At 41.9% G+C, this 23,514-nt stretch carries 19 protein-coding genes; 6 read left to right on the top strand and 13 right to left on the bottom strand.

The window, feature by feature from the left end; genetic code table 11:
- Positions 1–2: 2 nt before the first annotated feature.
- From panC to sfsA, 7 genes are all read right to left on the bottom strand, one after another.
- Complete coding sequence (panC, locus tag SC428_RS09935) at positions 3–866, bottom strand: pantoate--beta-alanine ligase (protein ID WP_070927723.1); 864 nt, start codon at positions 864–866, stop codon at positions 3–5.
- Between the two features lie 143 nt (positions 867–1,009).
- Positions 1,010–1,801, bottom strand: coding sequence for a 3-methyl-2-oxobutanoate hydroxymethyltransferase (panB, locus tag SC428_RS09930; RefSeq protein WP_070927721.1), 792 nt, complete (start codon positions 1,799–1,801; stop codon positions 1,010–1,012).
- 63 nt (positions 1,802–1,864) lie between these two features.
- The gene (folK, locus tag SC428_RS09925; protein ID WP_070927719.1) at positions 1,865–2,356 is read right to left on the bottom strand and encodes a 2-amino-4-hydroxy-6-hydroxymethyldihydropteridine diphosphokinase; all 492 of its coding nucleotides are present in this window, start codon (positions 2,354–2,356) and stop codon (positions 1,865–1,867) included.
- A 128-nt stretch (positions 2,357–2,484) separates the two neighbouring features.
- Complete coding sequence (pcnB, locus tag SC428_RS09920) at positions 2,485–3,825, bottom strand: polynucleotide adenylyltransferase PcnB (protein ID WP_217495495.1); 1,341 nt, start codon at positions 3,823–3,825, stop codon at positions 2,485–2,487.
- 307 nt (positions 3,826–4,132) lie between these two features.
- A complete protein-coding gene (gluQRS, locus tag SC428_RS09915; RefSeq protein WP_070927717.1) occupies positions 4,133–5,023 on the bottom strand; it encodes a tRNA glutamyl-Q(34) synthetase GluQRS in 891 nt (296 codons plus the stop codon).
- A gap of 62 nt (positions 5,024–5,085) precedes the next feature.
- Entirely contained in the window at positions 5,086–5,541 is a 456-nt protein-coding gene (dksA, locus tag SC428_RS09910) for an RNA polymerase-binding protein DksA (RefSeq protein ID WP_004922522.1), read from the bottom strand.
- A 196-nt stretch (positions 5,542–5,737) separates the two neighbouring features.
- On the bottom strand, positions 5,738–6,448 hold the full coding sequence (sfsA, locus tag SC428_RS09905; RefSeq protein WP_272580232.1) for a DNA/RNA nuclease SfsA: 711 nt from the start codon (positions 6,446–6,448) through the stop codon (positions 5,738–5,740).
- Between the two features lie 86 nt (positions 6,449–6,534).
- Here sfsA and hrpB point away from each other — a divergent pair, with 86 nt between their 5' ends.
- On the top strand, positions 6,535–9,003 hold the full coding sequence (gene hrpB, locus SC428_RS09900; RefSeq protein ID WP_318707464.1) for an ATP-dependent helicase HrpB: 2,469 nt from the start codon (positions 6,535–6,537) through the stop codon (positions 9,001–9,003).
- 8 nt (positions 9,004–9,011) lie between these two features.
- On the opposite strand, the gene SC428_RS09895 is transcribed toward hrpB, so the two are convergent.
- Positions 9,012–10,382 carry a tyrosine phenol-lyase gene (locus SC428_RS09895; protein ID WP_318707374.1) on the bottom strand — a complete coding sequence of 457 codons (1,371 nt, stop codon included), beginning with the start codon at positions 10,380–10,382 and terminating at the stop codon, positions 9,012–9,014.
- Positions 10,383–10,717: 335 nt separating this feature from the next.
- Here SC428_RS09895 and mrcB point away from each other — a divergent pair, with 335 nt between their 5' ends.
- On the top strand, positions 10,718–13,237 hold the full coding sequence (gene mrcB / locus SC428_RS09890) for a bifunctional glycosyl transferase/transpeptidase (protein ID WP_318707372.1): 2,520 nt from the start codon (positions 10,718–10,720) through the stop codon (positions 13,235–13,237).
- 72 nt (positions 13,238–13,309) lie between these two features.
- Here the strand turns inward: mrcB and nadS are convergent, their stop codons facing one another.
- The 3 genes from nadS to hemL form a co-directional block, all read right to left on the bottom strand.
- Complete coding sequence (gene nadS / locus SC428_RS09885; protein WP_070925199.1) at positions 13,310–13,594, bottom strand: NadS family protein; 285 nt, start codon at positions 13,592–13,594, stop codon at positions 13,310–13,312.
- A gap of 1 nt (position 13,595) precedes the next feature.
- Complete coding sequence (locus SC428_RS09880) at positions 13,596–13,928, bottom strand: type II toxin-antitoxin system RelE/ParE family toxin (protein ID WP_283125586.1); 333 nt, start codon at positions 13,926–13,928, stop codon at positions 13,596–13,598.
- Positions 13,929–14,077: 149 nt separating this feature from the next.
- On the bottom strand, positions 14,078–15,367 hold the full coding sequence (hemL, locus tag SC428_RS09875; RefSeq protein WP_070925197.1) for a glutamate-1-semialdehyde 2,1-aminomutase: 1,290 nt from the start codon (positions 15,365–15,367) through the stop codon (positions 14,078–14,080).
- A 357-nt stretch (positions 15,368–15,724) separates the two neighbouring features.
- On the opposite strand from hemL, the gene erpA reads away from it, so the two are divergent.
- On the top strand, positions 15,725–16,069 hold the full coding sequence (gene erpA, locus SC428_RS09870) for an iron-sulfur cluster insertion protein ErpA (RefSeq protein ID WP_070925196.1): 345 nt from the start codon (positions 15,725–15,727) through the stop codon (positions 16,067–16,069).
- A 76-nt stretch (positions 16,070–16,145) separates the two neighbouring features.
- On the opposite strand, the gene btuF is transcribed toward erpA, so the two are convergent.
- Both btuF and mtnN read right to left on the bottom strand, forming a co-directional pair.
- Positions 16,146–16,961 carry a vitamin B12 ABC transporter substrate-binding protein BtuF gene (gene btuF, locus SC428_RS09865; RefSeq protein WP_283125587.1) on the bottom strand — a complete coding sequence of 272 codons (816 nt, stop codon included), beginning with the start codon at positions 16,959–16,961 and terminating at the stop codon, positions 16,146–16,148.
- 61 nt (positions 16,962–17,022) lie between these two features.
- The gene (gene mtnN / locus SC428_RS09860; protein WP_070925194.1) at positions 17,023–17,715 is read right to left on the bottom strand and encodes a 5'-methylthioadenosine/S-adenosylhomocysteine nucleosidase; all 693 of its coding nucleotides are present in this window, start codon (positions 17,713–17,715) and stop codon (positions 17,023–17,025) included.
- Between the two features lie 473 nt (positions 17,716–18,188).
- Between mtnN and dgt the strand changes: the two genes are divergently transcribed.
- From dgt to relA, 3 genes are all read left to right on the top strand, one after another.
- On the top strand, positions 18,189–19,712 hold the full coding sequence (gene dgt / locus SC428_RS09855; protein WP_070925193.1) for a dGTPase: 1,524 nt from the start codon (positions 18,189–18,191) through the stop codon (positions 19,710–19,712).
- 185 nt (positions 19,713–19,897) lie between these two features.
- A complete protein-coding gene (gene rlmD, locus SC428_RS09850) occupies positions 19,898–21,232 on the top strand; it encodes a 23S rRNA (uracil(1939)-C(5))-methyltransferase RlmD (RefSeq protein ID WP_318707366.1) in 1,335 nt (444 codons plus the stop codon).
- Between the two features lie 8 nt (positions 21,233–21,240).
- Positions 21,241–23,478 carry a GTP diphosphokinase gene (gene relA, locus SC428_RS09845; RefSeq protein ID WP_070925191.1) on the top strand — a complete coding sequence of 746 codons (2,238 nt, stop codon included), beginning with the start codon at positions 21,241–21,243 and terminating at the stop codon, positions 23,476–23,478.
- Positions 23,479–23,514 lie beyond the last annotated feature (36 nt).

The raw sequence follows: 23,514 nt of genomic DNA, 5'->3' as shown, positions 1-23,514 counted from the left end.
TTTTACGCCGAAATGGTGGGTAACTCAACCTGTAAATTATCAATCAGGCGAGTTTGCCCTAGCCACGCAGCCATTAAAATAACGGCTTTTTTCGTTGTGTTAGTCAGCGGTGCTAGTGTTTCGGCATCACGAATAAATAATTCATCGGGTGTGAAACCTGTTTGACGCAGGGACTCATTCATTTCTTGAATAAGGGTGTCTGCCGTTTCAGGTGCAGCAATAAGCTTCTCTGAAGCTTGCTTCATTATGTTATACAATTGAGGTGCAACTTTTAGCTCATCAGCGGAAAGGTTATTATTTCTTGAGCTCAGCGCTAAGCCATTTTTAGCCCTAACAATGGGAACAGGGACAATCTGCGTATCAAAGGAAAGATCATGCACCATCTTACGGATTAATTGTAGCTGCTGAAAATCTTTTTCACCGAAGAATGCTAAATCAGGTTGTACTAAATTAAATAGCTTAGTGACAACCGTTGATACACCACGGAAATGACCAGGACGGCTGGCACCTTCTAAAATTGACGACAGCTCTGGCACTTCAACAAACGTTTGTTTTTCCATTCCTTCTGGATAAAACTCTTTTGCAGATGGCGCAAATACAAGATTGATACCACGGCGTTTTAGTTTTTCACAATCTTCTTGTAGTGTGCGTGGGTAGTTTGCTAAATCTGATTGGCGATCGAATTGCATCGGGTTAACAAAAATACTAACAATAACAATATCTGCTTGTTGTTTTGCTTCATCAATTAAAGTCAGGTGCCCATCATGGAGATTGCCCATAGTTGGCACTAGCGCAATACGTTTGCCATCAAGTTTCCAGCGGCGGATCTCGCGGCGAAGTATAGGTGACGTTTCGACGATCAGCATAAGTGCATTCCTTATTATTGGATCATATACTCGTCATACTTCAAGTTGCAGCGTTGTGCACGAGTCATATCGTTTTCTATGTGCTTAGAAATTCGTTTACAAGTCGTCAAGCTGCACCTTAAATTGTTTAAAGTATAATCAAATTATTCAAACGAGTGAGTTTCATTTGGGTAAAGACCCGTTTCAACTTCTTGGATATAGAGTCGTACAGCATCTTGGATATTGCCGGCTTGCGCAAGAAAGTTTTTTGCAAACTTAGGTGGGCGAGCAGTGATCCCTAATGCATCATGCATAACAAGGATTTGACCATCAGTTCCATTTCCTGCACCGATACCAATAACAGGTAACAGAAGCTCTTCGGTAATGTTATTCGCTAGAGAAGTGGGTACACATTCTAAAACTAACAACTGCATACCTGCATTTTCCAAAGCGATAGCATCTTTCATTAGCTGGTTCGCGGTGACTTCATCACGCCCTTGAACCTTATAACCACCAAGGATATTAACTGCTTGTGGTGTTAGCCCTAAATGACCACAGACAGGAACAGAACGTTCACATAGCATTTTGACGGTATCACATAACCAGCTACCACCTTCAATTTTTACCATGTTAGCACCTGCTTGCATTAGCACTGCTGCATTAGTGCAAGCTTGTTCAGGAGTGGCATAACTCATAAATGGCATGTCGGCAATAATAAATGCGTCAGGAGCACCTTTACGGACACAACGGGTGTGATAAGCGATTTGCTCAACGGTAACAGGCAGGGTGCTGGATTCACCTTGAATGGTCATTCCTAAAGAATCACCGACAAGCATGACTTGGATCCCTTGCTCTGCAAACAATTGGGCAAAGCTAGAGTCATAAGCCGTCATGGTAGCGAATTTACGTTTATCTTTTTTGAACTGACCCAGATCAGCCAGAGAAATTGGTTTCATTATAATAACCTCCGGAAAAGATCCACCGATGGCCTTGCTTATTTTAGGCGGCGCACAATTAATTTAGGTTGTGCTATCCCAAAAGGTAAGGCCATTGCGTGGAACGAGTGTGAGCCTTTCTGATAGTGTTTCACCATCAGGAAAAATAAGGTTGGGAGCAATATCACTGAGCGGGTATAGCATAAATTCACGCTCTTTTAGCCCATAGTGAGGTATGGTTAACCGTGGGGTATTAATAACACGATCACCGAAAAGCATAATATCAAGATCAAGGGTTCTAGGGCCCCAACGTTCTTCTTTGCGGACTCGACCAAGCTCTAATTCGATGCGCTGAGTGTGATCCAACAACGCCTCTGGTTCAAGCTCAGTTTCAAGTAACACGGCCATATTAAGGAAATCATTTTGATCTTGTGGCCCTAGAGGCTTAGAGCGATATACAGCAGAAGTTTTGGTCACTCGGCAGTGTGGGATAGCACTTAATGCATCAATAGCTTGCTGAGCCTGCTTTAATGGTTCACCAAGGTTACTGCCAATGATTATATAGACCAACTCCATTTTATCACTCCTAGTATTTGTACTCGTTATGCACCAAGTTGTCGCACTTTTCGTTGAGGTATAGAGGCTAAATTAGCCTCTATTTTTAGCAACTTGTTCGTTGGTTGCTTAACGACATCTCGAATTATTTAGAGCGTATTCGATTTACGCGAACCATTTGAAGGCTTACGTGGGCGGTGACGTTTACGAACAGGTGCACTTCCCAGCTCGGCGATCATTTCACGCTGCTTAGTGTTATTAGAACGTTGGTAATCATCCCACCAAATCGCCAGTTCTTGGAGCTCGTTTCTACGTTCTACATTTGCTCTTAGTTCTAATAAATCAAAAGCAGCACGGAACTTAGGATGCTCCATCAATTTATTTGCACGGCGGCCCTGACGACGTGGAAGACGTAGTTGTAGCTGCCAAATATCGCGCATAGTGGTTGTAATGCGTTTTGGTATAGCAATTGAGCGGCATTGTTCATCAAGCACATCATTCATTGCTAGTGCAAATGCATCGTAATACGCTAAACCGCCTTCTTGAGACAGCTTTTCAGCATGCTCAGTGACCGGATACCATAACATAACGGCAAATAAAAACGCAGGGTTAACCCGCTTGTCATTTTTAAGCCTAAAGTCAGTATTTTTAAGTACCTGATCGATAATTTTTTCCATTGGTGAATCATTGTTCGCCGTAAAACGGCTGCTAACCACAGGAAATAATTGCTCAAACAGATGATACTCTTTCAGCATGTTATAGGTCGCATAGCCTTTGCCTGCTTGTAGTAGTTTTAAGGACTCCTCAAATAAACGCGCAGAAGGGATCTCTTTTAACAATGGGGCAAGTCGTTGAATTGGCTGTGCCGTATTTGGCTCGATACGCATATCTAGCTTACAAGCAAAACGCACCGCACGTAGCATTCGAACGGGATCTTCGCGGTAGCGTGTTTCAGGATCTCCAATCAGACGGATAATGCCTTCTTTGAGATCTTTTAAACCGCCAACATAGTCACGAACAGAGAAGTCATCAATGTTGTAATAGAGGCTATTAACAGTAAAATCGCGACGAATGGCATCATCTTCAATTGACCCGAAAATATTATCGCGCAGTAACATGCCATTTTGTGCTTGTTGCGATAAGTTTTTGTCGTCTGACTCATTTTGGTCATGATGGCCACGGAAGGTCGCAACTTCAATCACTTCAGGTCCAAACATAATATGAGCAAGACGGAAACGACGGCCAACTAGGCGGCAGTTACGAAACAGTTTGCGGATCTGCTCTGGGGTTGCGTTAGTGGTGATATCAAAATCTTTAGGTTTTTTACCAAGAAGGAGATCACGCACACCGCCGCCAACTAAATAGGCATCAAAACCACTTTTGTGGAGGCGATAAAGTACCTTCAGTGCATTATCACTAATATCACTACGTGAAATAGTATGCCCTGAACGCGGGATGATGGTGATGTTTTCATCAATTACAGTCGTCATTGTGTGTTGCTTCTCTGCCTGAACATCGGCACGCTTGGAATGACGAACCGTGGGTTTTGTTTGTTTAGCGTTCTGCTCCACGGGCTTAGTTTCTGCCGTGTCAGAATAAGTGACTGGCCTTTCACCGGCTGCCTGTGCGTCACGCGTATCCTTGTCATTTCGCGATAAAATATTGCGGCAGAAATTTGCTACTCGGTTAAAAATAGTACACCTCGATATCGTTACGAATATTCATTAAACAAAATAAGCGGCTAATCATAGCTTACTGGCCTTTCTTTGAGAATGCTTAAACGCATAAAAGTCATATTCAGTCATAAGTCTTATCAATAATATCATGAGATGGGATCACTGCTAACTGCCATTGACGCGTTGCTATTTCTAATAACTGATGCGTATTCAGATCCTGCCAATGCGCGATTGGCGGTTGTTTCAACAATGCTAACGCATGGCATATAACAGGGCGAGGATCGGTCATTGGCAGCGCAGTGGCATGATTTTGCTTTGATAGCTTATTATTATCATGATTTAGGATTAATGGTAAATGGGCATAACGAGGAATGGGTAGAGAAAGATGATGATAGAGTGAAATTTGCTGTAGCGTGGCAGGGATCAGATCCGCACCTCTTACCACCTCTGTGACATTTTGATAGTGGTCATCCACTACAACGACTAAATTATAAGCAAACAATCCATCTTTACGGTGAATAATAACATCTTCTTCTGCCACATTGGCTTCTGTATAAACAGTGCCTCGTATTTTATCGGTAAATTGATAAACAGGGTGAGTCTGTTTTAAACGTATCGCTGCGTCGAGAGCGGGGAGTTGGAGATGGCGACAGTGCCCATCATAATGCCCCTGTAACTCTTTAATGCGGTGACGAGAGCAGGTGCAATAGTAGCTTTTCCCTTGCTGGTGGAGATACTCTAAGGCTTCTCGATAGGCATCATGGCGCTGTGACTGGTATAAAACGTGATCGTCCCAATATAAACCGTAGTGTTCGAGTGTGGTTAAAATACGTTGAGATGCCCCTGCAACTTCTCTGGGAGGATCGATATCATCGATACGAACTAACCACTTACCATTTTGTGAGCGAGCTTGCAGATAACTACCTAATGCAGTGACAAGGGAGCCTAAATGTAGGTTACCAGAAGGAGAGGGAGCGAAACGACCGATATAAGGGGATGTTGTGCTTTTCATTAATAGATTTCCTTGTAACGGCGCAGCCTGAGTTGCGCCGTTAAGGACTCCATAATCAGCAATTAGCCAGCCATTTGCTTTTCACGAATTTCTGCTAATGTTTTACAGTCAATACATAAATCAGCGGTAGGGCGGGCTTCCAAACGACGGATACCGATTTCCACTCCACATGATTCACAAAAGCCAAAATCATCTTCTTCGACTTTTTTCAGTGTCTTCTCGATTTTCTTAATCAACTTACGTTCACGATCCCGGTTACGTAATTCAAGACTGAATTCTTCTTCCTGAGCTGCCCGATCAACAGGGTCTGGAAAGTTAGCTGCCTCATCTTGCATATGAGTAACTGTCCGGTCGACTTCATCCCTGAGTTGATTGCGCCATGCTTCGAGAATGAGCTTAAAATGCGCCAACTGGGCTTCGTTCATGTACTCTTCGCCAGCTTTTTCATGATAGGGTTCAACCCCAGCAATGGCGAGAATGCTTAAGGACGATGTCTTACGTTTTTGCCCTTCTTGCATAATGCTTCTCCTACACACGCAAATTTCACAAAACCCCAAAGGGGAAAAATTAAGGTCGCTATAAATAGCAGAAGAGTGCCGTCTTGGCAATCATTCATGTTATGAGTTTTGTAATGCTGTGAAGGCGCGCGTGTTTATTCCTTTTTAAGCCCCCAGAACCCATGCGTCCTCACTTTAATAAACAATTAAGCCATCATTATTTGATGGAAGTAAACTTAATATTTTGACCCAATAGCATTTTTTGTGTATTGATATCTACTTGATAACACAGTACTTCGACACCACTTTCGATAGCTTCATCTAAAAGTTTAGCGTATTGCTTATCGATATGGGCAGCTGCTGATACCTCGTAGATCCCCGTATGCAAAACCGCAAACAACAGTATGGCTCTTTTTCCCTCTTTAGCAATTATTGTTAACTCACGTAAATGTTTTTGTCCGCGCACGGTGACTGCATCAGGGAAATAACCATGGTTATTTTCCAGTAAAGTTACTGATTTTACCTCGATAAAACAATCAGGTAGCCCATCACCGGACAGAAGAAAATCAATACGGCTATTTTCCGAACCATATTTCATCTCAGGCTTTATTACACTATATTCGGATAATTCTGGAATGTTTTTTTGCGACAACGCTTCAGCGACGAGTTGATTTGCTCGTAATGTGTTGATGCAAATAAGATGATTTTGTGATGTTTGGGTGATTTCCCAGCTATGAGGGTACTTTCTTTTCGCGTTATCCGATGTGGAATACCAAACTGTATCACCAGGTGTTGCACACCCTGTCATGGCACCTGTATTTGCACAGTGGATTGTCATGACTTGACCTTCCGGGGTCACAACATCAGCTAAAAAGCGTTTATAGCGTTTAATTAAAGTAGCAGGTTGCAAAGGAGGCGAAAATTCCATGTTGTCTCCAAAGAGTTACACTCAAGAAAGATAATGGTTCATGCTACAATCTTTATTTGCAAAAGTTAAACATCATTGGAGTTATTATTCACGTGCTACCCATTCATGATGTTAGTGATCCCTTACTGACAGCACTACAACAATCACCCCAAGTTCTACTGCATGCACCCACTGGTGCGGGCAAATCAACGGTTCTTCCACTTCTTATATTAGAAAGCGGGATCATTGATGGGCGAATTATCATGTTGGAGCCGAGGCGTATTGCTGCTCGTAGTGTGGCTGCTCGTTTAGCCCAGCAACTCGAAGAGGAGGTTGGGCATACAGTTGGCCTACGCATGCGCTCTGAAAGCCGAATTAGTGGCAAAACGCGTATCGAAGTGGTTACCGAAGGTGTTTTAACTCGAATGCTGCAACAGGATCCTATGTTAGAGGGAATCGGCCTGATTATATTGGATGAGTTTCATGAGCGAAGCTTACAAGCGGACTTAGGACTCGCTTTATTATTAGACGTTCAAGAAGCGTTACGTGATGATTTAAAAATCCTATTGATGTCAGCCACACTCGATGATCAAGGGCTAACTCAGTTATTCCCTCATGCTCCTGTTATTACTTCTGAAGGTCGGTCATTCCCTGTTAGTCGACACTTTCGACCGATAAACCCTAATAAGTTGTTTCATAAAGAAGTCGCCAGTGCTGTTTGGCAACTACTTCAACAGGAAAGTGGTTCGTTACTGCTATTTCTACCGGGAGTTGGCGAAATAGAAAGAACACGTACAGAGCTGGCTTTGATGGTTAGTGAGGACATACTTTTATGCCCTATGTACGGTGCTCTTTCGATAAAAGAGCAGCAACAAGCCATACAGCCAGCACCCGAAGGGAAACGAAAGGTGGTTTTAGCCACCAATATCGCTGAAACCAGCCTTACGATAGAGGGTATTCGATTAGTGGTTGATAGTGGTTTTGAGCGTATAGGTTTATTCAATCCAAGAACTGGATTAACAAAATTAGTTAAGCAGCGTATAAGCCAAGCTTCAATGGTGCAACGAGCTGGGCGTGCAGGGCGTTTAGAATCAGGTGTTTGCTGGCATTTATTTAGTCAGGAGCAAGCCGAACGCGCTGCACAATTTAGTGAGGCAGAAATCCTGCACAGTGATTTAAGTGGATTATGGTTATCACTATTACAGTGGGGATGCCAAGAAGTGACTCAATTACAGTGGCTAGATAGTCCTCCACAGCCTGCTATTGGGGCGGCAAAAAATTTACTCAAGCAATTAGGTGCTATTGACCAATATGGTCAACTCACTCAAGTAGGTAGGGGAATGGCGGGCTCAGGTAGCTCTGTGCGTACAGCCGCTATACTGCACAAGGCTCAACAAAGCCAACACATTGAAGTCATTAAACTAGCGGCATTACTGGTGGCTATCATTGAAGAACCACCACGTCAAAACCATTGCGATTTATCTTATTATGTAGAGCGACCAACAGATAATTGGTGTAAGCGTGCTTCAATACTTAGCGGGCACAAGGTGACATCAGCCGTTGGCAAAAATAGCAACTTGATAAGTGAGTGGTTACCTACATTGTTAGTGGCGGGATTCGCAGATCGCATTGCTAAAAATCGTGATAACCAAGGCCGTTACTTATTATCCAGTGGCTTAGGGGCTTCATTAGATGAAAACGAGACATTGTTTACTTCTGCATGGTTAATAGCGCCTGTGCTTTGGCAACCTGAAACATCAGCTGATGCGAAAATTGCGTTGGCGCTGCCTATTGATATCGAAACGTTACAAGCAACTTGCCCTGAATTGTTTTATCAGCAGGAAACGGTGGAATGGGATGAACAAAAAGGAACGTTGATTGCTTGGAAAAGATTACAATGTGGGCAACTGGTGATCCAATCGGAAAGGTTAGCAAATCCAAATAGTCAGCAAATTAAACAGGCATTATTGCATTGGCTTCGTCAAAATGGGCTAGATAATTTGGATTTGAGCCTATTTGCCCAGCAGTTACGCATTCGTTGTCAATTGGCACAGCAATGGTTTCCTGATATTTCTCTTCCAGCAGTTGATGATGAAACTTTATTAGATTCTTTAGAGTCTTGGTTAGCGCCATATCTGGATGGCATTACTCATCGCAAGCAGCTACACGCATTGAATATTGGTGAGTTATTAGAACATCGATTAGATTGGCAACAAAAAAAATGGCTCGATGAGGCATTGCCGACGCATTATTTAGCTGGTTCTGGCAGCAATGTAAGTATTCACTATTTTTTGGAGAAACCGCCCCTAATTGAGATCCGAATGCAAGAAATGTATGGGCAGGCGACGAATCCAACAGTTGCTCATGGTCAAGTGGTGGTGACATTATCGCTATTATCACCAGCAATGCGCCCATTACAGATCACACAAGATTTAGGTGCTTTTTGGCAAGGAAGTTATCGCGCAATACAAAAAGAGATGAAAGGACGTTACCCAAAGCATCTGTGGCCTGATGATCCTGCCACTACAGCACCAACCAATAAAACGAAAAAAGCAATTAATTTAGCTAATAATTAATATGATAACTAAATATAAGCAAAACGAGCCGTAAAGAAGCGTAGCTGTTTCGGTTCGTAAGTAAATTTGAGCCCTTGTATGGTTTCTTTTTGTTGATACAAAGCAATAATACCATCAGCAACGAAATCAAGGTGTGCATATGTGTAAACGCGTCTTGGGATAGTTAGTCGGACGGTTTCAAGTTTAGGGAAATAGTTTTTCTTAGTTATTTTATCTCTTCCTGCGGAAACTGTGCCTCGTTCTATTGTGCGAACACCGGTTTCAAGATAAATACGCGCGGCTAAGCTTTGGGCGGGGAGTTGTTCTTGCGTTAAATGCGGGCAAAAATGTTTAGCATCCAAAAATACAGCATGACCGCCAATAGGCTCAATAATCGGTATATTGGCGGCCTTTAATTTATTGCCTAAGTAGCGAACTTGCAGAATACGATGTTGAATATATTCGAACTGCATTGCTTCTTGCATGCCGATGGCCATTGCCGACATATCACGACCAGTCATGCCGCCATAGGATGGCATACCTTCATAAGCAACCACCCACTCGCAAGCCTGTTCAAACAGCTGTTGATTGTTAAGAGCGAGAAACCCTCCTATGTTGACAAGGCAATCTTTTTTACCGCTCATTGTACAGCCATCAGCGTAGCTGAACATTTCGTGAACAATTTCTTTAATGGAGACATCTTGATAGCCGGCTTCTTGTTCTTTGATAAAATAAGCATTTTCGACGCAGCGAGTTGCATCATAAAAAACACGAATATGATGCTTCTCACATAATGCTTTCACATCACGCATATTTTGCATTGATACAGGTTGACCGCCCGCTAAGTTGACTGTGATTGCTAAACAAATATAAGCAATATTTTCAGCCCCTTTTTCTTCAATTAGTTGTTTTAATTTATCTAAATCAATATTGCCTTTAAAAGGGACGTTTGACATGGCGTCATGAGCATCATCATTGATAACATCAATAAAAGTTGCACCATTTTTTTCTATATGAAACCGTGTGGTTGTGAAGTACATGTTACCTGCAACATATTGTCCAGGCTTGATTGTGATAAGTGATAGTAAGTTTTCAGCCGCTCTTCCTTGATGAGTTGGCACAATATATTTAAATCCAAATAGGTGTTGTGCGGTCTTTTTCAATAGTTCAAAGTTCTGACTACCTGAGTAAGCTTCATCACCTGTCATCATACTTGCCCACTGTTTATCCGACATCGCATTCGTGCCACTATCGGTAAGTAGATCAATATAAACATCCTGAGAACTAAGGAGAAAGGTGTTATAGCCTGCCTGATGTATTTTCTTTATCCTTTCTTCTCTCGATAACAGAGAAATGGATTCAATAGATTTAATGCGGTAGGGCTCTGCTGGGTAATTCATCATATTCCTCATACACGAATAGTTTAAAATTGTTTTGAATAATGGTTGTTTTTCTTTTATTTAATCGTTGTTTATTGATGTTTAAAATAGGCTTTTTTATCAATAAATAACATTTGGGAAATGATTGCGTGGATCTGTTTTCTTTTGCGACAACGCAAAATAAAAGATAAGTGCGAAATCAGTCTGTTTTGTGCTCTAATAGGGACTCGTTGCCAGAAGGTGATAGCTAAATAGCGTAATGAAATGTAATTAAGAGCTTTCTTCTGTGAACTAATTGGTTTTTTAAGCCAAAATTACAGGCATTCAGTTAAGAGTTCGGGTGATATGGAGCGACCATGTCCGGTAAAGATTTAGAACCTATTGGTAGACGTAGAAAACCATCTACCAAAAAAAAACCATCTAACTCACGCCGCCACCGCCGTGATGACTATGATTATGAAGAAGAATTATTTAACGATGATGATATTGATGAGCAAGACCTCGATGATGAAGAGGACGAGCTAATGGCTAAGAAAAAAAATAACGGTAACAAGAACCGCAAACCAAAAAGTAATTGGCGTTGGTTTTGGCTACTTGTCAAATTATTGATCGTTTTTGCAGTGTTACTTGCCGCTTATGCTTTTTATCTCAACCAACAAATCAAGGAACGTCTTGATGGTAAGGTATGGGATCTACCTGCTGCTGTTTATGGCCGTATGGTCAATCTTGAACCCGGTATGGATTATAGCCAAGCTGAGATGGTGCGTTTGCTTGAAGGTATGCAGTACCGTAAAGTGACTAAAATTACCAATTCAGGTGAGTTTTCGGTAAAAGGCAATTCGATTGAAATTTTACGACGACCATTTAATTTCCCCGATCAAAAAGAAGGCCAAATATTGGCTAAAATGTCATTTGATAATGGGGTATTGAATAAAATTGAAAACATGGAAAACGGGCGTTCGTTTGGTTTCTTCCGTTTAGATCCAAAGCTGATCACCATGATGCAATCAGCTAATAATGAACAACGTTTAGTATTACCACTGGCTGATTTCCCTGAATCATTAATCAAGATATTGATTGAGACAGAAGATCGCGATTTTTATGAGCACGATGGGGTAAGTCTTTATTCTATTGGTCGTGCCGTAGTGGCTAACTTATCGGCAGGTAAATCCGTTCAAGGGGGAAGTACATTAACGCAACAATTAGTGAAAAACCTGTTTTTAACTAACGAGCGAACCCTTAAACGTAAAATTAACGAAGCCATTATGGCGGTGCTGCTTGATTACAATTACGGTAAAGAGCGCATTCTTGAATTATATCTCAATGAGGTTTTCTTAGGGCAAAATGGGAATGATGAAATTCGTGGTTTCCCACTTGCCAGCCTGTACTATTTTGGGCGTCCTATCAATGAACTAAGCCTTGACCAACAGGCTCTGCTAGTGGGAATGGTTCAAGGTGCATCTCTTTATAATCCATGGACTAACCCTGAAAATGCCACTAAGCGCCGTAACGTCGTGTTGAAAATCTTAGAAACACGCAATGTTATTGATCATGAAATGTATCAAGTATTAAGTGCGCGTCCATTAGGGGTCAAGACCAAAGAAGGTTTAGTGGCTTCACAGCCTGCATTTATGCAAATGGTGCGTCAGGAATTGAACGAAAAACTGGGGGACAAAGTTCAACAGTTATCGGGCGCGAAAATTTTCACCACTTTAGATCCTGTTGCGCAAACTGCTGCGGAAACAGCGGTTGAATCAGGGGTTGCTCAGTTACGTAAAGATCGTAAATTAAACGATATCGAAGGGGCAATGGTCGTAGTCGACCGTATTAATGGTGAAGTACGTGCAATGGTTGGCGGTTCACAACCACAGTATTCAGGTTTTAACCGAGCGCTTAATGCACGTCGGAGCATTGGTTCGTTAGCAAAACCCCCTGTTTATCTTGCAGCATTAAATGAGCCAGACCGTTTCCGCCTCAACACATGGTTGAAAGACGAACCATTATCAGTGAAAGTGGGGAATCAAACATGGCAGCCTAGAAATTACAGCCGTAACTTTACTGGCGGTATGCTACTGGTTGATGCTTTAGCAAAATCACAAAATATTCCAACGGTAAACTTAGGATTAGAAGTTGGGTTAGACCAGATAGTGAATATTTTTGTGCGTCTAGGCGCCCCAGCTGGTGCGATGGAAAAGGTTCCTGCGATGTTACTTGGTGCGGTGAACTTAACACCAGCTGAAGTCGCTCAAATCTATCAAACTATTGGTGGTAATGGTAATCGCGCTAAATTATCCGCATTGCGTTCGGTCATTGATGGTGATGGTAGTGAAATCTATCAAAGCTACCCGTCCGCAGAACGTGCTATACCTTCCCAAGCGGCTTATTTGACACTATATGGTATGCAGCAAGTGGTTCAGCAAGGTACTGGGCGAGTTTTATTGTCGAAATATGGCAAATATAACTTAGCTGGTAAAACGGGAACCACTAACAATTTACGTGACAGTTGGTATGCAGGCATTGATGGTAAAGAAGTCGCCATTGTGTGGATTGGTCGTGATAATAATGAGCCAACACAGTTAACTGGTTCTACAGGAGCGCTTAGAGTATACCAGCGTTATTTAGATAATCAGGCTCCATTAGCTTTAATCAACCGTCAGCCGGAAGGCATTGTTGATATGAAGGTAATGCCTGATGGTCAATTCAATTGTTCTGACTTTGGTGGCGGACGTACTTTACCTATTTGGACCGATAATCCAGATGCGCTTTGCCAAGCATCAGCCAATCAAGAGCCAGTTTGGGATTTAAATAATAATTCCGAACAGCCAGCAACCGACGATGCGCCTGATTGGGTGAAAGAAATGTTCGGTAATAATTAATTAGCGCCATAAATAAAATCCCCCGTGATTGTTTAAATGACGGGGGATTTTTTTATGCAGAAATTTATAGCATTAAATCGCTGCTAGTTCATGAAACAAAGAGGGATTTTTTTTAATTGCGATTAAAACTTTGGCAGCTAAGCCAGTTGGGTTGCGTCGTTTTAGCTCCCAGCTTTTTATCGTATCAATACTCGTACCCAATGCATCAGCTAATTCAACCTGTGAAACTTTCAGCTGTTCTCTAATTTCTTTCACATCAGCCACTTCATAACGCGTTACCTTAGATGGCTTTTTTTTGCCGTTTTTTATCTCTACGGCTTCTTCTAATGAAGTTTTCAGTTCATTGAAAATACTCATTTTACACCTCATTCTTAAGTAGTTTCGTTAGTTTTTTTAATTCAGCTTTTTCTGTATCAGTTAAGCTATCTTTTACTGTTTTTGGGTAAGCCATTAAAAGATAAATTATTTCTTTAGTTGCTAAAAAATAAATAACTCTTGCGCTTCCACTTTTGCCTTGATTACCTGTCGCCATTCGCACTTTTCGTAGACCTCCAGTCCCTTGGATCAGGTCACCGATATCTGGGTAACCAATAAGTGTGATTTGGAGTGCTTTTAATTCGTCGTCAGTAGCTATTTGTTTGATTTGTTTTGTAAAAAGAGATGTTTCGATAAATTCTATTGCATGACCCATTGGTTTCCCTCCCTGAAACACAATAGTTAAAGTGTACTTTGTACACCATCTAGTGTCAATAAAAGTATGTAAATGGGGGAATCTAAGAGAGAGATTAAAAATTAAGTTATTTAAGGAGGCGAGGGGAGCGCCTCCTTGTATAGGATAAATTAAGCTGCTTTCATTTTGGCTAATGCGACTTCTGCGGCTTCGATGGTTTTTTCAATGTCTTCATCGCTGTGTGCAATAGACATAAAACCTGCTTCGAAAGCTGATGGCGCTAAATAAATACCTTGCTCTAACATGAGGTGGAAGAAGGTTTTAAAACGCTCAACATCACATTTCATCACATCTTGGTAGCAAGTGACACTTTTGGCATCAGTAAAGAATATACCGAACATCCCACCAACATGGTTTATCACCATTGGGATCCCTTGTGCTTTTGATACACGCTCTAAACCACGAGCAAGTTTATCTGTCAGTTCTGTTAGTCTTGAATGAACGCCTGGTTGAGAGACTTCATTTAAACACGCTAGACCAGCAGCCATGGCAACAGGGTTACCTGATAAGGTTCCTGCTTGATAAACTGGACCAATTGGCGCGAGTTTTTCCATCACTTCATAGCGGCCACCAAATGCCCCTACTGGCATACCACCACCAATAATTTTGCCTAAGCAAGTAAGGTCTGGTTGCACATCATAATAATCTTGCGCGCCGCCGAGTGCTACACGGAAACCAGTCATGACTTCATCAATAATCAGCAATGCATCGAACTCATCACACAGTGCACGTAGGCCCGGTAAAAATTCTGCGGTTGGTGGTACACAGTTCATATTACCGGCAACAGGTTCAACGATCACACAAGCAATTTCTTCAGGGTAGTTTTCAAAAGCTTGGCGAACTGATGCGAGATCATTATAGGTACAAGTCAATGTGTGTTTTACGAAATCTTCAGGTACACCCGGAGAATTTGGCTCCCCCATGGTTAATGCACCAGAGCCTGCTTTCACGAGTAAGCAGTCAGCATGACCATGATAGCAGCCTTCAAATTTAATAATTTTATCGCGGCCAGTATAGCCACGAGCGAGTCGGATCGCACTCATGGTCGCTTCAGTACCTGAGTTAACCATACGGATCATATCGATAGAAGGAACTAATTCACAAACCAGTTTTGCCATTTCGACTTCAGCGGCAGTAGGGGCACCGAAGCTCAATCCTTTATTAACGGCTTTGATCACGGCATCACGAACCGCAGGATGGTTATGCCCCAGAACCATTGGTCCCCATGAGCCGACATAGTCAACATAAGCTTTACCATCAACATCATAGATATAAGCACCATCAGCGCGTTCAATAAATAGTGGCGTACCACCAACACCATTAAATGCGCGAACAGGTGAGTTAACACCGCCAGGGATCAGCTGTTGTGCTTGATTATAGAGATCTAAAGAATGGCTCATGCAGGGCTCCTGAGTCGGGACTAATTAAAAATATACTCGTCATACATCAAGTTACAGCGTCTTGAATAAAGGTTCGGTGACTAGGTTCACTCGCGTTCAGTCATCTACTTATGTCGGTACTTCGTGACTCATTTTATGGTCACTTGGCTGCACTTCGGATTATTTAGAGTATAAAACGATGATTGTATACTAAAGCACACAGTCAATTAAACCAAATGCATTGATTGGTATGCACAATGTGTTGAATTACGTAACAGGGCTTGAATCAATACCTAAGCTGGCGGATAATTAGGTTAATTGATCTGAGTAGGCTATCTGCTTACGCTGAATTACCGGTTGACCGGCTTGGAGTAAAAAATGAGTGATGATGCAGCTCTGCCGTTGCAGTTTACTGATGCGGCAGCAATTAAAGTAAAAGACCTAGTTTCTGATGAAGACAACCCAAACCTGCGTCTACGTGTTTACATTACCGGTGGTGGTTGTAGCGGTTTTCAGTATGGCTTTACCTTTGATGATAAAATCAATGAAGGCGATATGACCATTGAAAAGCAAGGCGTTGCTTTGGTTGTTGACCCAATGAGCCTACAATATCTGGTTGGTGGTAGTGTTGACTATACTGAAGGGTTGGAAGGCTCTCGCTTTATCGTTACCAATCCGAATGCCAAATCCACTTGCGGTTGTGGTTCTTCATTTAGCGTATAACGTCTAATAAACGGAGCGGGAAAATGACAGATTGATCCCGCTTCGTCAATCACCTCAAACTTCCATTGAAAGGCGATTACTGCTCTGGGTGTAGTTGTGCACAGAGTGATTGTGCTGCAAGCAGCGATCGAGGCCCAGCTCGATGAAACCAATCTTCATTTAAACGAATAATCGGTACAGATAGTTGTGTTTTCCAAAATTGTTTGACCGCATTTTGTTGCGTTTGATCCCCTGTCATGACAATCACTTCAGGTTTGCGAGTCAGCACTTGCTCTCGACTGACTTGTGGCCAAGGCACGGCACTGTTTTCAAAAATATTTTTACCACCACACAAAGAAACAATATCATTTTGAATAGTCCCCTTTCCGGTAGTAAATAACGGTTGAGTACCTAATTGAATAAATAATGATTTTGGGGGGTGAACTTGCTGATAGTGCTGTTTTAACTGAGTCAGTTGCTCACGCATATGAGATGCTGATTGCTGAGCAATATCAGGTTTGGGACTGTATTGTGCCAATTGTTCAATGCTAGAAATAACGGATTCAATACTATTAGGATCGAAGTAAATAATTGGAATTCCTAACGCGGCTAATTGATCGAGAGGACGTTGCGGATTACCTCCGCGCCACGCTAATATCAAATCTGGTTTTAGTGCGATGATCCGCTCTACATTCATACCTTGCCAGTCGGCAACCTGTTCGAGTTGTTTGGCTTCTAACGGGTAGTCTGAGTAAGCACTCACGGCGATTAAGCTTTCACCTAATCCGGCCGCATAAGCGAGTTCTGTATTGGCTGGAGAGAGACTAATCACACGATGCTTAGTTTCAGCTAGAGTCGGTGCATTAAAGAACAGTAGTACAGCCAGTAGTGTCGTGAGGTACAATTTCATCATTCTATTCTGTAGATAAGCAAAAAAGTATGGATATTTTTCAACCCACACTTTTTATTAGGTATTACGCTAATTCAGCTAAAATAGCGCTGATCATTAAAGACGACTGGCGTGCAGCAACGGGTAAAAACTCATCGAAACTGGTATGTGATTCTTTATCTGCCACATCTGAAATTGCGCGTACCACAACAAACGGTACTTTAAATTGGTAGCAAACTTGCCCGATAGCTGTCGCTTCCATTTCAACTGCTGCGACTTGAGGAAAAGTATTTTTAATACGTGCTAACGGCTCTGCGCCATTAATAAAGGCATCCCCACTGCATACCAAACCACGAACCGCATTCATTCCAAGTTGCTGAATGCAGCTTTCTGCCAGTGCAATCAGTTTTTGATCAGCAATAAATGCAGGAGGGCATTGTGCCATTTGGCCGGGCTCATAACCAAATGCAGTGACATCAGCATCATGATAACGAACTTCTGTCGATACCACGATATCACCGACATTGAGACGTGGATCTAACCCTCCCGCCGAACCTGTATTAATGACCACATCAGGCTGGCAATGCTCTAATAGCAATGTGGTACCTACTGCGGCAGCGACTTTACCAATACCTGACTTTAACAGTGCAACCTCAACACCATTAATTTTTCCTGTGTAAATTTCACAGCCAGCGCGGCTTAAGGTTTGGCAACCTTCAATTTGTTCGCGCAGGATAGCAACTTCTTGCTCCATTGCGCCGATGATACCCACTTTCATGATACTAGGTTCCTCGTTGATTAATTAGACAATAATACTTGAGATGGCTAAAGTGTAGCATTGAACGGCAGATTTATTTTAATTAATCTTGGGCAAAAGGATGGGGTATTAGAGCCTGTTTATCTTTGCTGATGATTTTTACAACGATACTCGTCATACTTCAAGTTGCAGCGTTGTTGACTACGCTCACTCGCACCAGTCATATAGTTAACTATGTGACTGGCGACTCATTTACTTGTCGCCTAACTGCACCGCGAATTATTTAGAGTATAAAGAAGGTTAAAAAGTAGCCAAATTAATTGATCTATCATTTTAATGGCTAACTCTTTATGGTTTGAGTTAAAAATGATGTTTGAATATTGCCCTACGGGTTCGATTAAAGTCATTTGATGCTACGTTGAGTGGTTCTTGCCTTGCCTAAAATGTCTTTAATTCGAATAAAAATTCACCTTCAAAGATAAACAGACGCTAGTATGAATGAAATTAATTTTCTGACTAAATTGAATTACCAACGAAATTATAGCAGTTCGAAAAGCCCGAAAGTTTCAGCGAGTAATGAAGACGCGGTTAATCGTTTATTTGAAAGTGATCGCGGGCGTATTATCAATTCAGCCGCTATTCGCCGATTACAGCAAAAAACCCAAGTATTTCCATTAGAACAAAATGCAGCAGTGCGAAGTCGATTAACTCACTCATTGGAAGTGCAGCAAGTGGGGCGTTATATCAGTAAAACGGTGCTGCATGAATTAAAAAAGAAAAATCTGTTAGAGAAATATGGCTTGAGTGAGCGCACTGATGCTTTTGAAAGTCTTGTTGAGATGTCCTGTTTAATGCATGACATTGGTAACCCGCCATTTGGCCACTTTGGCGAGGCCGCTATCCAAAGTTGGTTTAGTGAATTACTTGCACCTGATTATCAGTTTAGCGAAGGCTCCCCCGATCCTTGTAAAATTGCAGTCATGCGCTTGACGGGTGATAAACGTTTAGATCTCTTTCGGCGTCAATTAAAAAAAGATCTGTGTTCTTTTGAAGGGAATGCCCAAGGGCTACGCATGGTGCATCGCTTACTTAAACTTAACCTAACTTATGCGCAAGTCGGGTCTATTTTAAAATATACGCGCGGTGCTTATGATCTTGACCCTATCCCTACTGAGTTTGATTATTTAATGAAAAAACCGGGCTATTACTGGTCAGAATCAAGCTTTGTGAATGAATTATGTAAAAAATTAGATATGGGTAAATATTGCCGTTTCCCACTCTCATATATTATGGAAGCTGCTGATGATATTTCGTATTGCATTGCAGATTTAGATGATGCCGCAGAAAAAGGGATTTTTACGGTCGAGCAATTAATGGGGTATTTGCAGGCCGAATGGGGGGAGGTCAAAAAAGGTGATTTGTTTGATGAAACCATTATGGGAGCATTTAATAACATCAGTGACAATCATACGAAACGCATTCAACAAGATCAGTTTTTTATGTATCTACGTGTCAATATTACTAGCAAATTGGCGCGTTACAGTGCTCAACGTTTTATCCAAAACCTTCCTGAAATTTATGCGGGGCGTTTTAATAGTGCATTATTGGAAGATAAAAGCCCAGAACATCGGTTACTTAAGGTATTAAAAACCGTTGCTTTCAAACATGTGTTTAACCACCATGAAGTTGAAGAACTTGAGTTGCAAGGTTACCGCATCATTGGCGGATTATTGGATTTTTATAAACCCTTATTGATGTTAGAAAGAGAGAGTTTTAGCTCATTGGTAGAAAATAACTATCATAAACAATTTTTTATTGAGACACGTTTATTTCATAAGCTCTCTAACAAACACCGGCTATCATACAGTGAGGCTATTGAAGGCATTAGAGCAACCAGTGAAATTGAAAAATCCATTCTTGAATTCTATTACCGCGCTCGATTAATTCAAGATTACATCAGTGGAATGACCGATCACTATGCATATGAAGAGTATCGTAAAAGCATAGTTGCTAACTAATTATGCATTTCTATTTTTGATAAAAACTTACAAAGCGACCAAAAATAATAAAAAAATATACGTTAAGTAAAAAAGTGATAACTCATCTTAGCAAAAAAACTGCTATTATGAGCTCGCTTTTTACTACGTTGTTGAGTGAGCTAACAACGCTATTTTTAAAATTTAAATCTTTGTAGTGACAATTTATGGCCCAATTTTACTCGCCAAATCGCCGTACCACGCAACGCCGTCAAATCACGGTAACTATTGATAGCCTAGATGCTGCCGGACAAGGCGTTACCCGCTCTGATGGTAAAGCAATTTTTGTTGCAGGGCTGCTACCTGGTGAGCAAGCTATCATCGAATTAGTTGAGGAAAAAAGCCGTTTTGCAAAAGCCAAAGTGGTTAAACGACTGACAACCAGTCCATCACGCGTGAAGCCACTTTGCCGATATTTTAATCAATGCGGAGGGTGTCAGCAGCAACACATCGATATTGCTTTGCAAAGAACAAGCAAAGCTAACGCATTGCAATATTTAATCGCGAGAGAAACGGGGCTACAAAAAGAAGCGCAACCAGTTATTTTCGGCGAGGCATATGGATACCGTCGTCGAGCGCGCCTTGGGTTGCAATATCAACACAAAAATCAACATTTGGTGATGGGTTTTCGCCAAACACAATCCAATACCCTAGTTGATATCAAGCAATGCCCAGTGCTACATCCTGATTTAGATAAGCTCATTCAGCCATTATCAAATTGCTTAAACCAGCTAAAAATAGCTGCAAAATTAGGCCATGTTGAGTTGATCCGCGCTGATAATTGCCTGATCGTGCTTATCCGTCATTTAGCGGCTTTCCCGCCATCTGATAAACAACAACTCAAAGATTTTGAGCAACAATATTCTGTTTCTATTTGGTTAGCTGGTGATGAAGACAGTTTACAACCATTGAATGAAAACGCTGTACTTCCTGAATATCAGGTTGTTGAAGAGCGGTTACAGTTTAGTCCTCTAAACTTTATTCAAGTCAATGGTGAAATTAATCAAAAGATGGTTGCTCAAGCTCTTGAATGGCTGGAGCTTAGCCCTCATGATCGTGTTTTAGACCTATTTTGTGGAATGGGGAATTTTACTTTACCCATAGCACGATTGGCTGAGTCTGTTGTCGGTGTTGAGGGCGTCGAAAATTTAGTCAAACAAGCTCAAAATAACGCCCAGCGCAACTCAATTGCTAATGCAACCTTCTATAATGAAAACTTAGAAGCGCAAATCCATACTCAGCCGTGGGCTGCAAAAGGGTTTAATAAGGTGTTGTTAGATCCTGCTCGGGCAGGTGCTGCCGGTGTTATGGAACATTTAGTTAAACTAGCACCTGAAAAAATTGTCTATGTTTCTTGTAACCCGACCACATTGGCTCGGGATAGCAAAGTTTTGCTTGAGGCCGGATATCAGCTAGTACAGCTGCGGATGTTGGATATGTTTCCACAGACTAGTCATCTGGAATCAATGGCGCTGTTTATACATGGCCCAAATAATAGGTAGGAGAAAATATGGTTGCTGTAAGAAGTGCACATCTTACCCCAGCAGGTGAGTTCGCCCCCGAAAAGTGGGTGAGCGGGTTAGGGCTAAATAATCCACAATCAGAACAAAAGCTTATCCACACCTGGCAATATTGTCATGATAAATTAGCAGGGCAAGAAATTGCACCATTATTATTATGGCGTGGGATCGAGATGACCGAAATTCTCTCGACGCTAAGCATGGATATTGGCAGCTTACAAGCCGCACTCCTCTTTCCTTTAGTTGAAGAAAAAAAACTTGATGACCAATCCGTTATTGATGACTTTGGCCAATCTATTCACGATTTAGTTAAAGGCGTCCTTGAAATGGATGCTATTCGCCAGTTGAAAGCCACTCAATCAGGCGAAACCAGCTCTATCCAAGTGGATAACGTCCGGCGTATGTTGTTATCCATGGTGGAAGATTTCCGCTGCGTGGTTATCAAACTCGCTGAGCGTATCGCGCACTTGCGTGAAGTCAAAGACGCGACAGAAGATGAACGGGTATTGGCTGCTAAAGAGTGTTCAAACATTTACGCACCTTTAGCTAACCGTTTAGGAATTGGCCAATTAAAGTGGGAGCTGGAAGACTTTTGTTTCCGCTATCTACATCCAGATGAGTACAAGAAAATTGCCAAACTTCTTCATGAACGCCGCATTGATCGTGAAGATTACATTGACAACTTTGTGGCGACGTTACGTAAAAAAATGCTTAAAGAGCATATTCAAGCTGAAATTTATGGCCGTCCCAAGCACATCTATAGTATTTGGCGCAAAATGAAGAAAAAATCGCTGGCTTTCGATGAGTTATTCGATGTGCGAGCGGTGCGTATCGTGGTTGAACGCTTACAAGATTGTTATGCCGCGCTGGGTATTGTGCATACTCATTTTAGACATTTACCTGATGAGTTCGATGATTATGTGGCTAACCCGAAGCCGAATGGTTATCAATCGATCCATACCGTAGTGTTAGGGCCTAATGGCAAAACACTTGAAATACAAATCCGTACGCGACAAATGCATGAAGATGCTGAGTTAGGCGTTGCGGCGCACTGGAAATATAAAGAAGGTGCGACTGCTGGCGGTAAAGGCGGTGGTTATGAAAACCGTATAGCATGGCTGCGTAAGCTGATTGCATGGCAAGAAGAAATGGCTGATTCAGGCGAAATGCTTGATGAAGTCCGTAGCCAAGTGTTTGACGACCGTGTGTATGTGTTTACACCTAAAGGTGATGTGGTTGATTTACCTGCGGGGTCAACACCATTGGATTTTGCCTATCATATCCACAGTGATGTTGGGCATCGTTGTATTGGCGCGAAAATTGGTGGACGGATCGTACCATTTAGCTATCAATTACAAATGGGTGATCAAATTGAAATTATTACTCAAAAACACCCAAATCCAAGTCGTGATTGGCTCAATCCAAACTTAGGTTATGTGACAACTAGCCGCGGACGAGCCAAAATTCACAATTGGTTCCGTAAACAGGATCGCGATAAAAACATACTGGCAGGGCGCCAAATACTTGATAACGAATTAGCTCATCTGGATATTGGGATTAAAGAAGCAGAGAAACTACTGATAGCACGTTATAACGTACATTCATTGGATGAAGTACTGGCCGGTATTGGTGGTGGTGATATTCGTATCAATCAATTGGTTAATTTCTTACAAAGTAAGTTCAAGAAGACGACGGCTGAGGAAGCAGATCGTGAAGCTATGAAGACGCTGGAAAGTAAAACAGCAGCTCCGCGTCCAGCGTCACAGAGTAATAGCAGTGGGCGAGTCGTGGTCGAAGGTGTGGGGAATCTTATGCACCATATTGCACGTTGCTGCCAACCGATCCCAGGCGACGATATCATTGGTTTTATCACCAAAGGCAGAGGGATCTCAATCCACAGTGTTGATTGTGAACAGCTCGCCGAATTGCAAAGTCATGCTCCTGAGCGTCTCGTTGAAGCAGTATGGGGTGAAAACTACTCAAGTGGTTATTCATTAGTAGTACGTGTGGTCGCAAATGATAGAAGTGGTTTGCTACGTGATATCACCACTATTTTAGCCAATGAAAAAGTTAACGTATTAGGTGTGAGCAGTCGTAGCGATGTTAAGCAGCAATTGGCAACAATTGATATGACAATTGAGATTTATAATCTACAAGTCTTAGCTAGAGTGCTAGCGAAGCTCAATCAACTGCCCGATGTGATTGAAGCCAAGCGCCACTCACAATAATACGTTTTAGTAATAATCTAAGATCCCATGTTATCC

This window comes from Providencia sp. 2023EL-00965, from assembly GCF_033550225.1.
GTDB classification, from domain to species: Bacteria; Pseudomonadota; Gammaproteobacteria; order Enterobacterales; family Enterobacteriaceae; genus Providencia; species Providencia manganoxydans.
Note: the sequence above shows the minus strand (reverse complement) of the source record. Positions and strands in the feature narration are given on the sequence as shown.

Bases quoted from the DNA above. Each gene is read 5' to 3' on its own strand.
- panC (WP_070927723.1), bottom strand. From the start codon at position 866: ATGCTGATCGTCGAAACGTCACCTATACTTCGCCGCGAGATCCGCCGC.
- panB (WP_070927721.1), bottom strand. From the start codon at position 1,801: ATGAAACCAATTTCTCTGGCTGATCTGGGTCAGTTCAAAAAAGATAAA.
- folK (WP_070927719.1), bottom strand. From the start codon at position 2,356: ATGGAGTTGGTCTATATAATCATTGGCAGTAACCTTGGTGAACCATTA.
- pcnB (WP_217495495.1), bottom strand. From the start codon at position 3,825: ATGACGACTGTAATTGATGAAAACATCACCATCATCCCGCGTTCAGGG.
- gluQRS (WP_070927717.1), bottom strand. From the start codon at position 5,023: ATGAAAAGCACAACATCCCCTTATATCGGTCGTTTCGCTCCCTCTCCT.
- dksA (WP_004922522.1), bottom strand. From the start codon at position 5,541: ATGCAAGAAGGGCAAAAACGTAAGACATCGTCCTTAAGCATTCTCGCC.
- sfsA (WP_272580232.1), bottom strand. From the start codon at position 6,448: ATGGAATTTTCGCCTCCTTTGCAACCTGCTACTTTAATTAAACGCTAT.
- SC428_RS09895 (WP_318707374.1), bottom strand. From the start codon at position 10,382: ATGAATTACCCAGCAGAGCCCTACCGCATTAAATCTATTGAATCCATT.
- mrcB (WP_318707372.1), top strand. From the start codon at position 10,718: ATGTCCGGTAAAGATTTAGAACCTATTGGTAGACGTAGAAAACCATCT.
- nadS (WP_070925199.1), bottom strand. From the start codon at position 13,594: ATGAGTATTTTCAATGAACTGAAAACTTCATTAGAAGAAGCCGTAGAG.
- SC428_RS09880 (WP_283125586.1), bottom strand. From the start codon at position 13,928: ATGGGTCATGCAATAGAATTTATCGAAACATCTCTTTTTACAAAACAA.
- hemL (WP_070925197.1), bottom strand. From the start codon at position 15,367: ATGAGCCATTCTTTAGATCTCTATAATCAAGCACAACAGCTGATCCCT.
- erpA (WP_070925196.1), top strand. From the start codon at position 15,725: ATGAGTGATGATGCAGCTCTGCCGTTGCAGTTTACTGATGCGGCAGCA.
- btuF (WP_283125587.1), bottom strand. From the start codon at position 16,961: ATGATGAAATTGTACCTCACGACACTACTGGCTGTACTACTGTTCTTT.
- mtnN (WP_070925194.1), bottom strand. From the start codon at position 17,715: ATGAAAGTGGGTATCATCGGCGCAATGGAGCAAGAAGTTGCTATCCTG.
- dgt (WP_070925193.1), top strand. From the start codon at position 18,189: ATGAATGAAATTAATTTTCTGACTAAATTGAATTACCAACGAAATTAT.
- rlmD (WP_318707366.1), top strand. From the start codon at position 19,898: ATGGCCCAATTTTACTCGCCAAATCGCCGTACCACGCAACGCCGTCAA.
- relA (WP_070925191.1), top strand. From the start codon at position 21,241: ATGGTTGCTGTAAGAAGTGCACATCTTACCCCAGCAGGTGAGTTCGCC.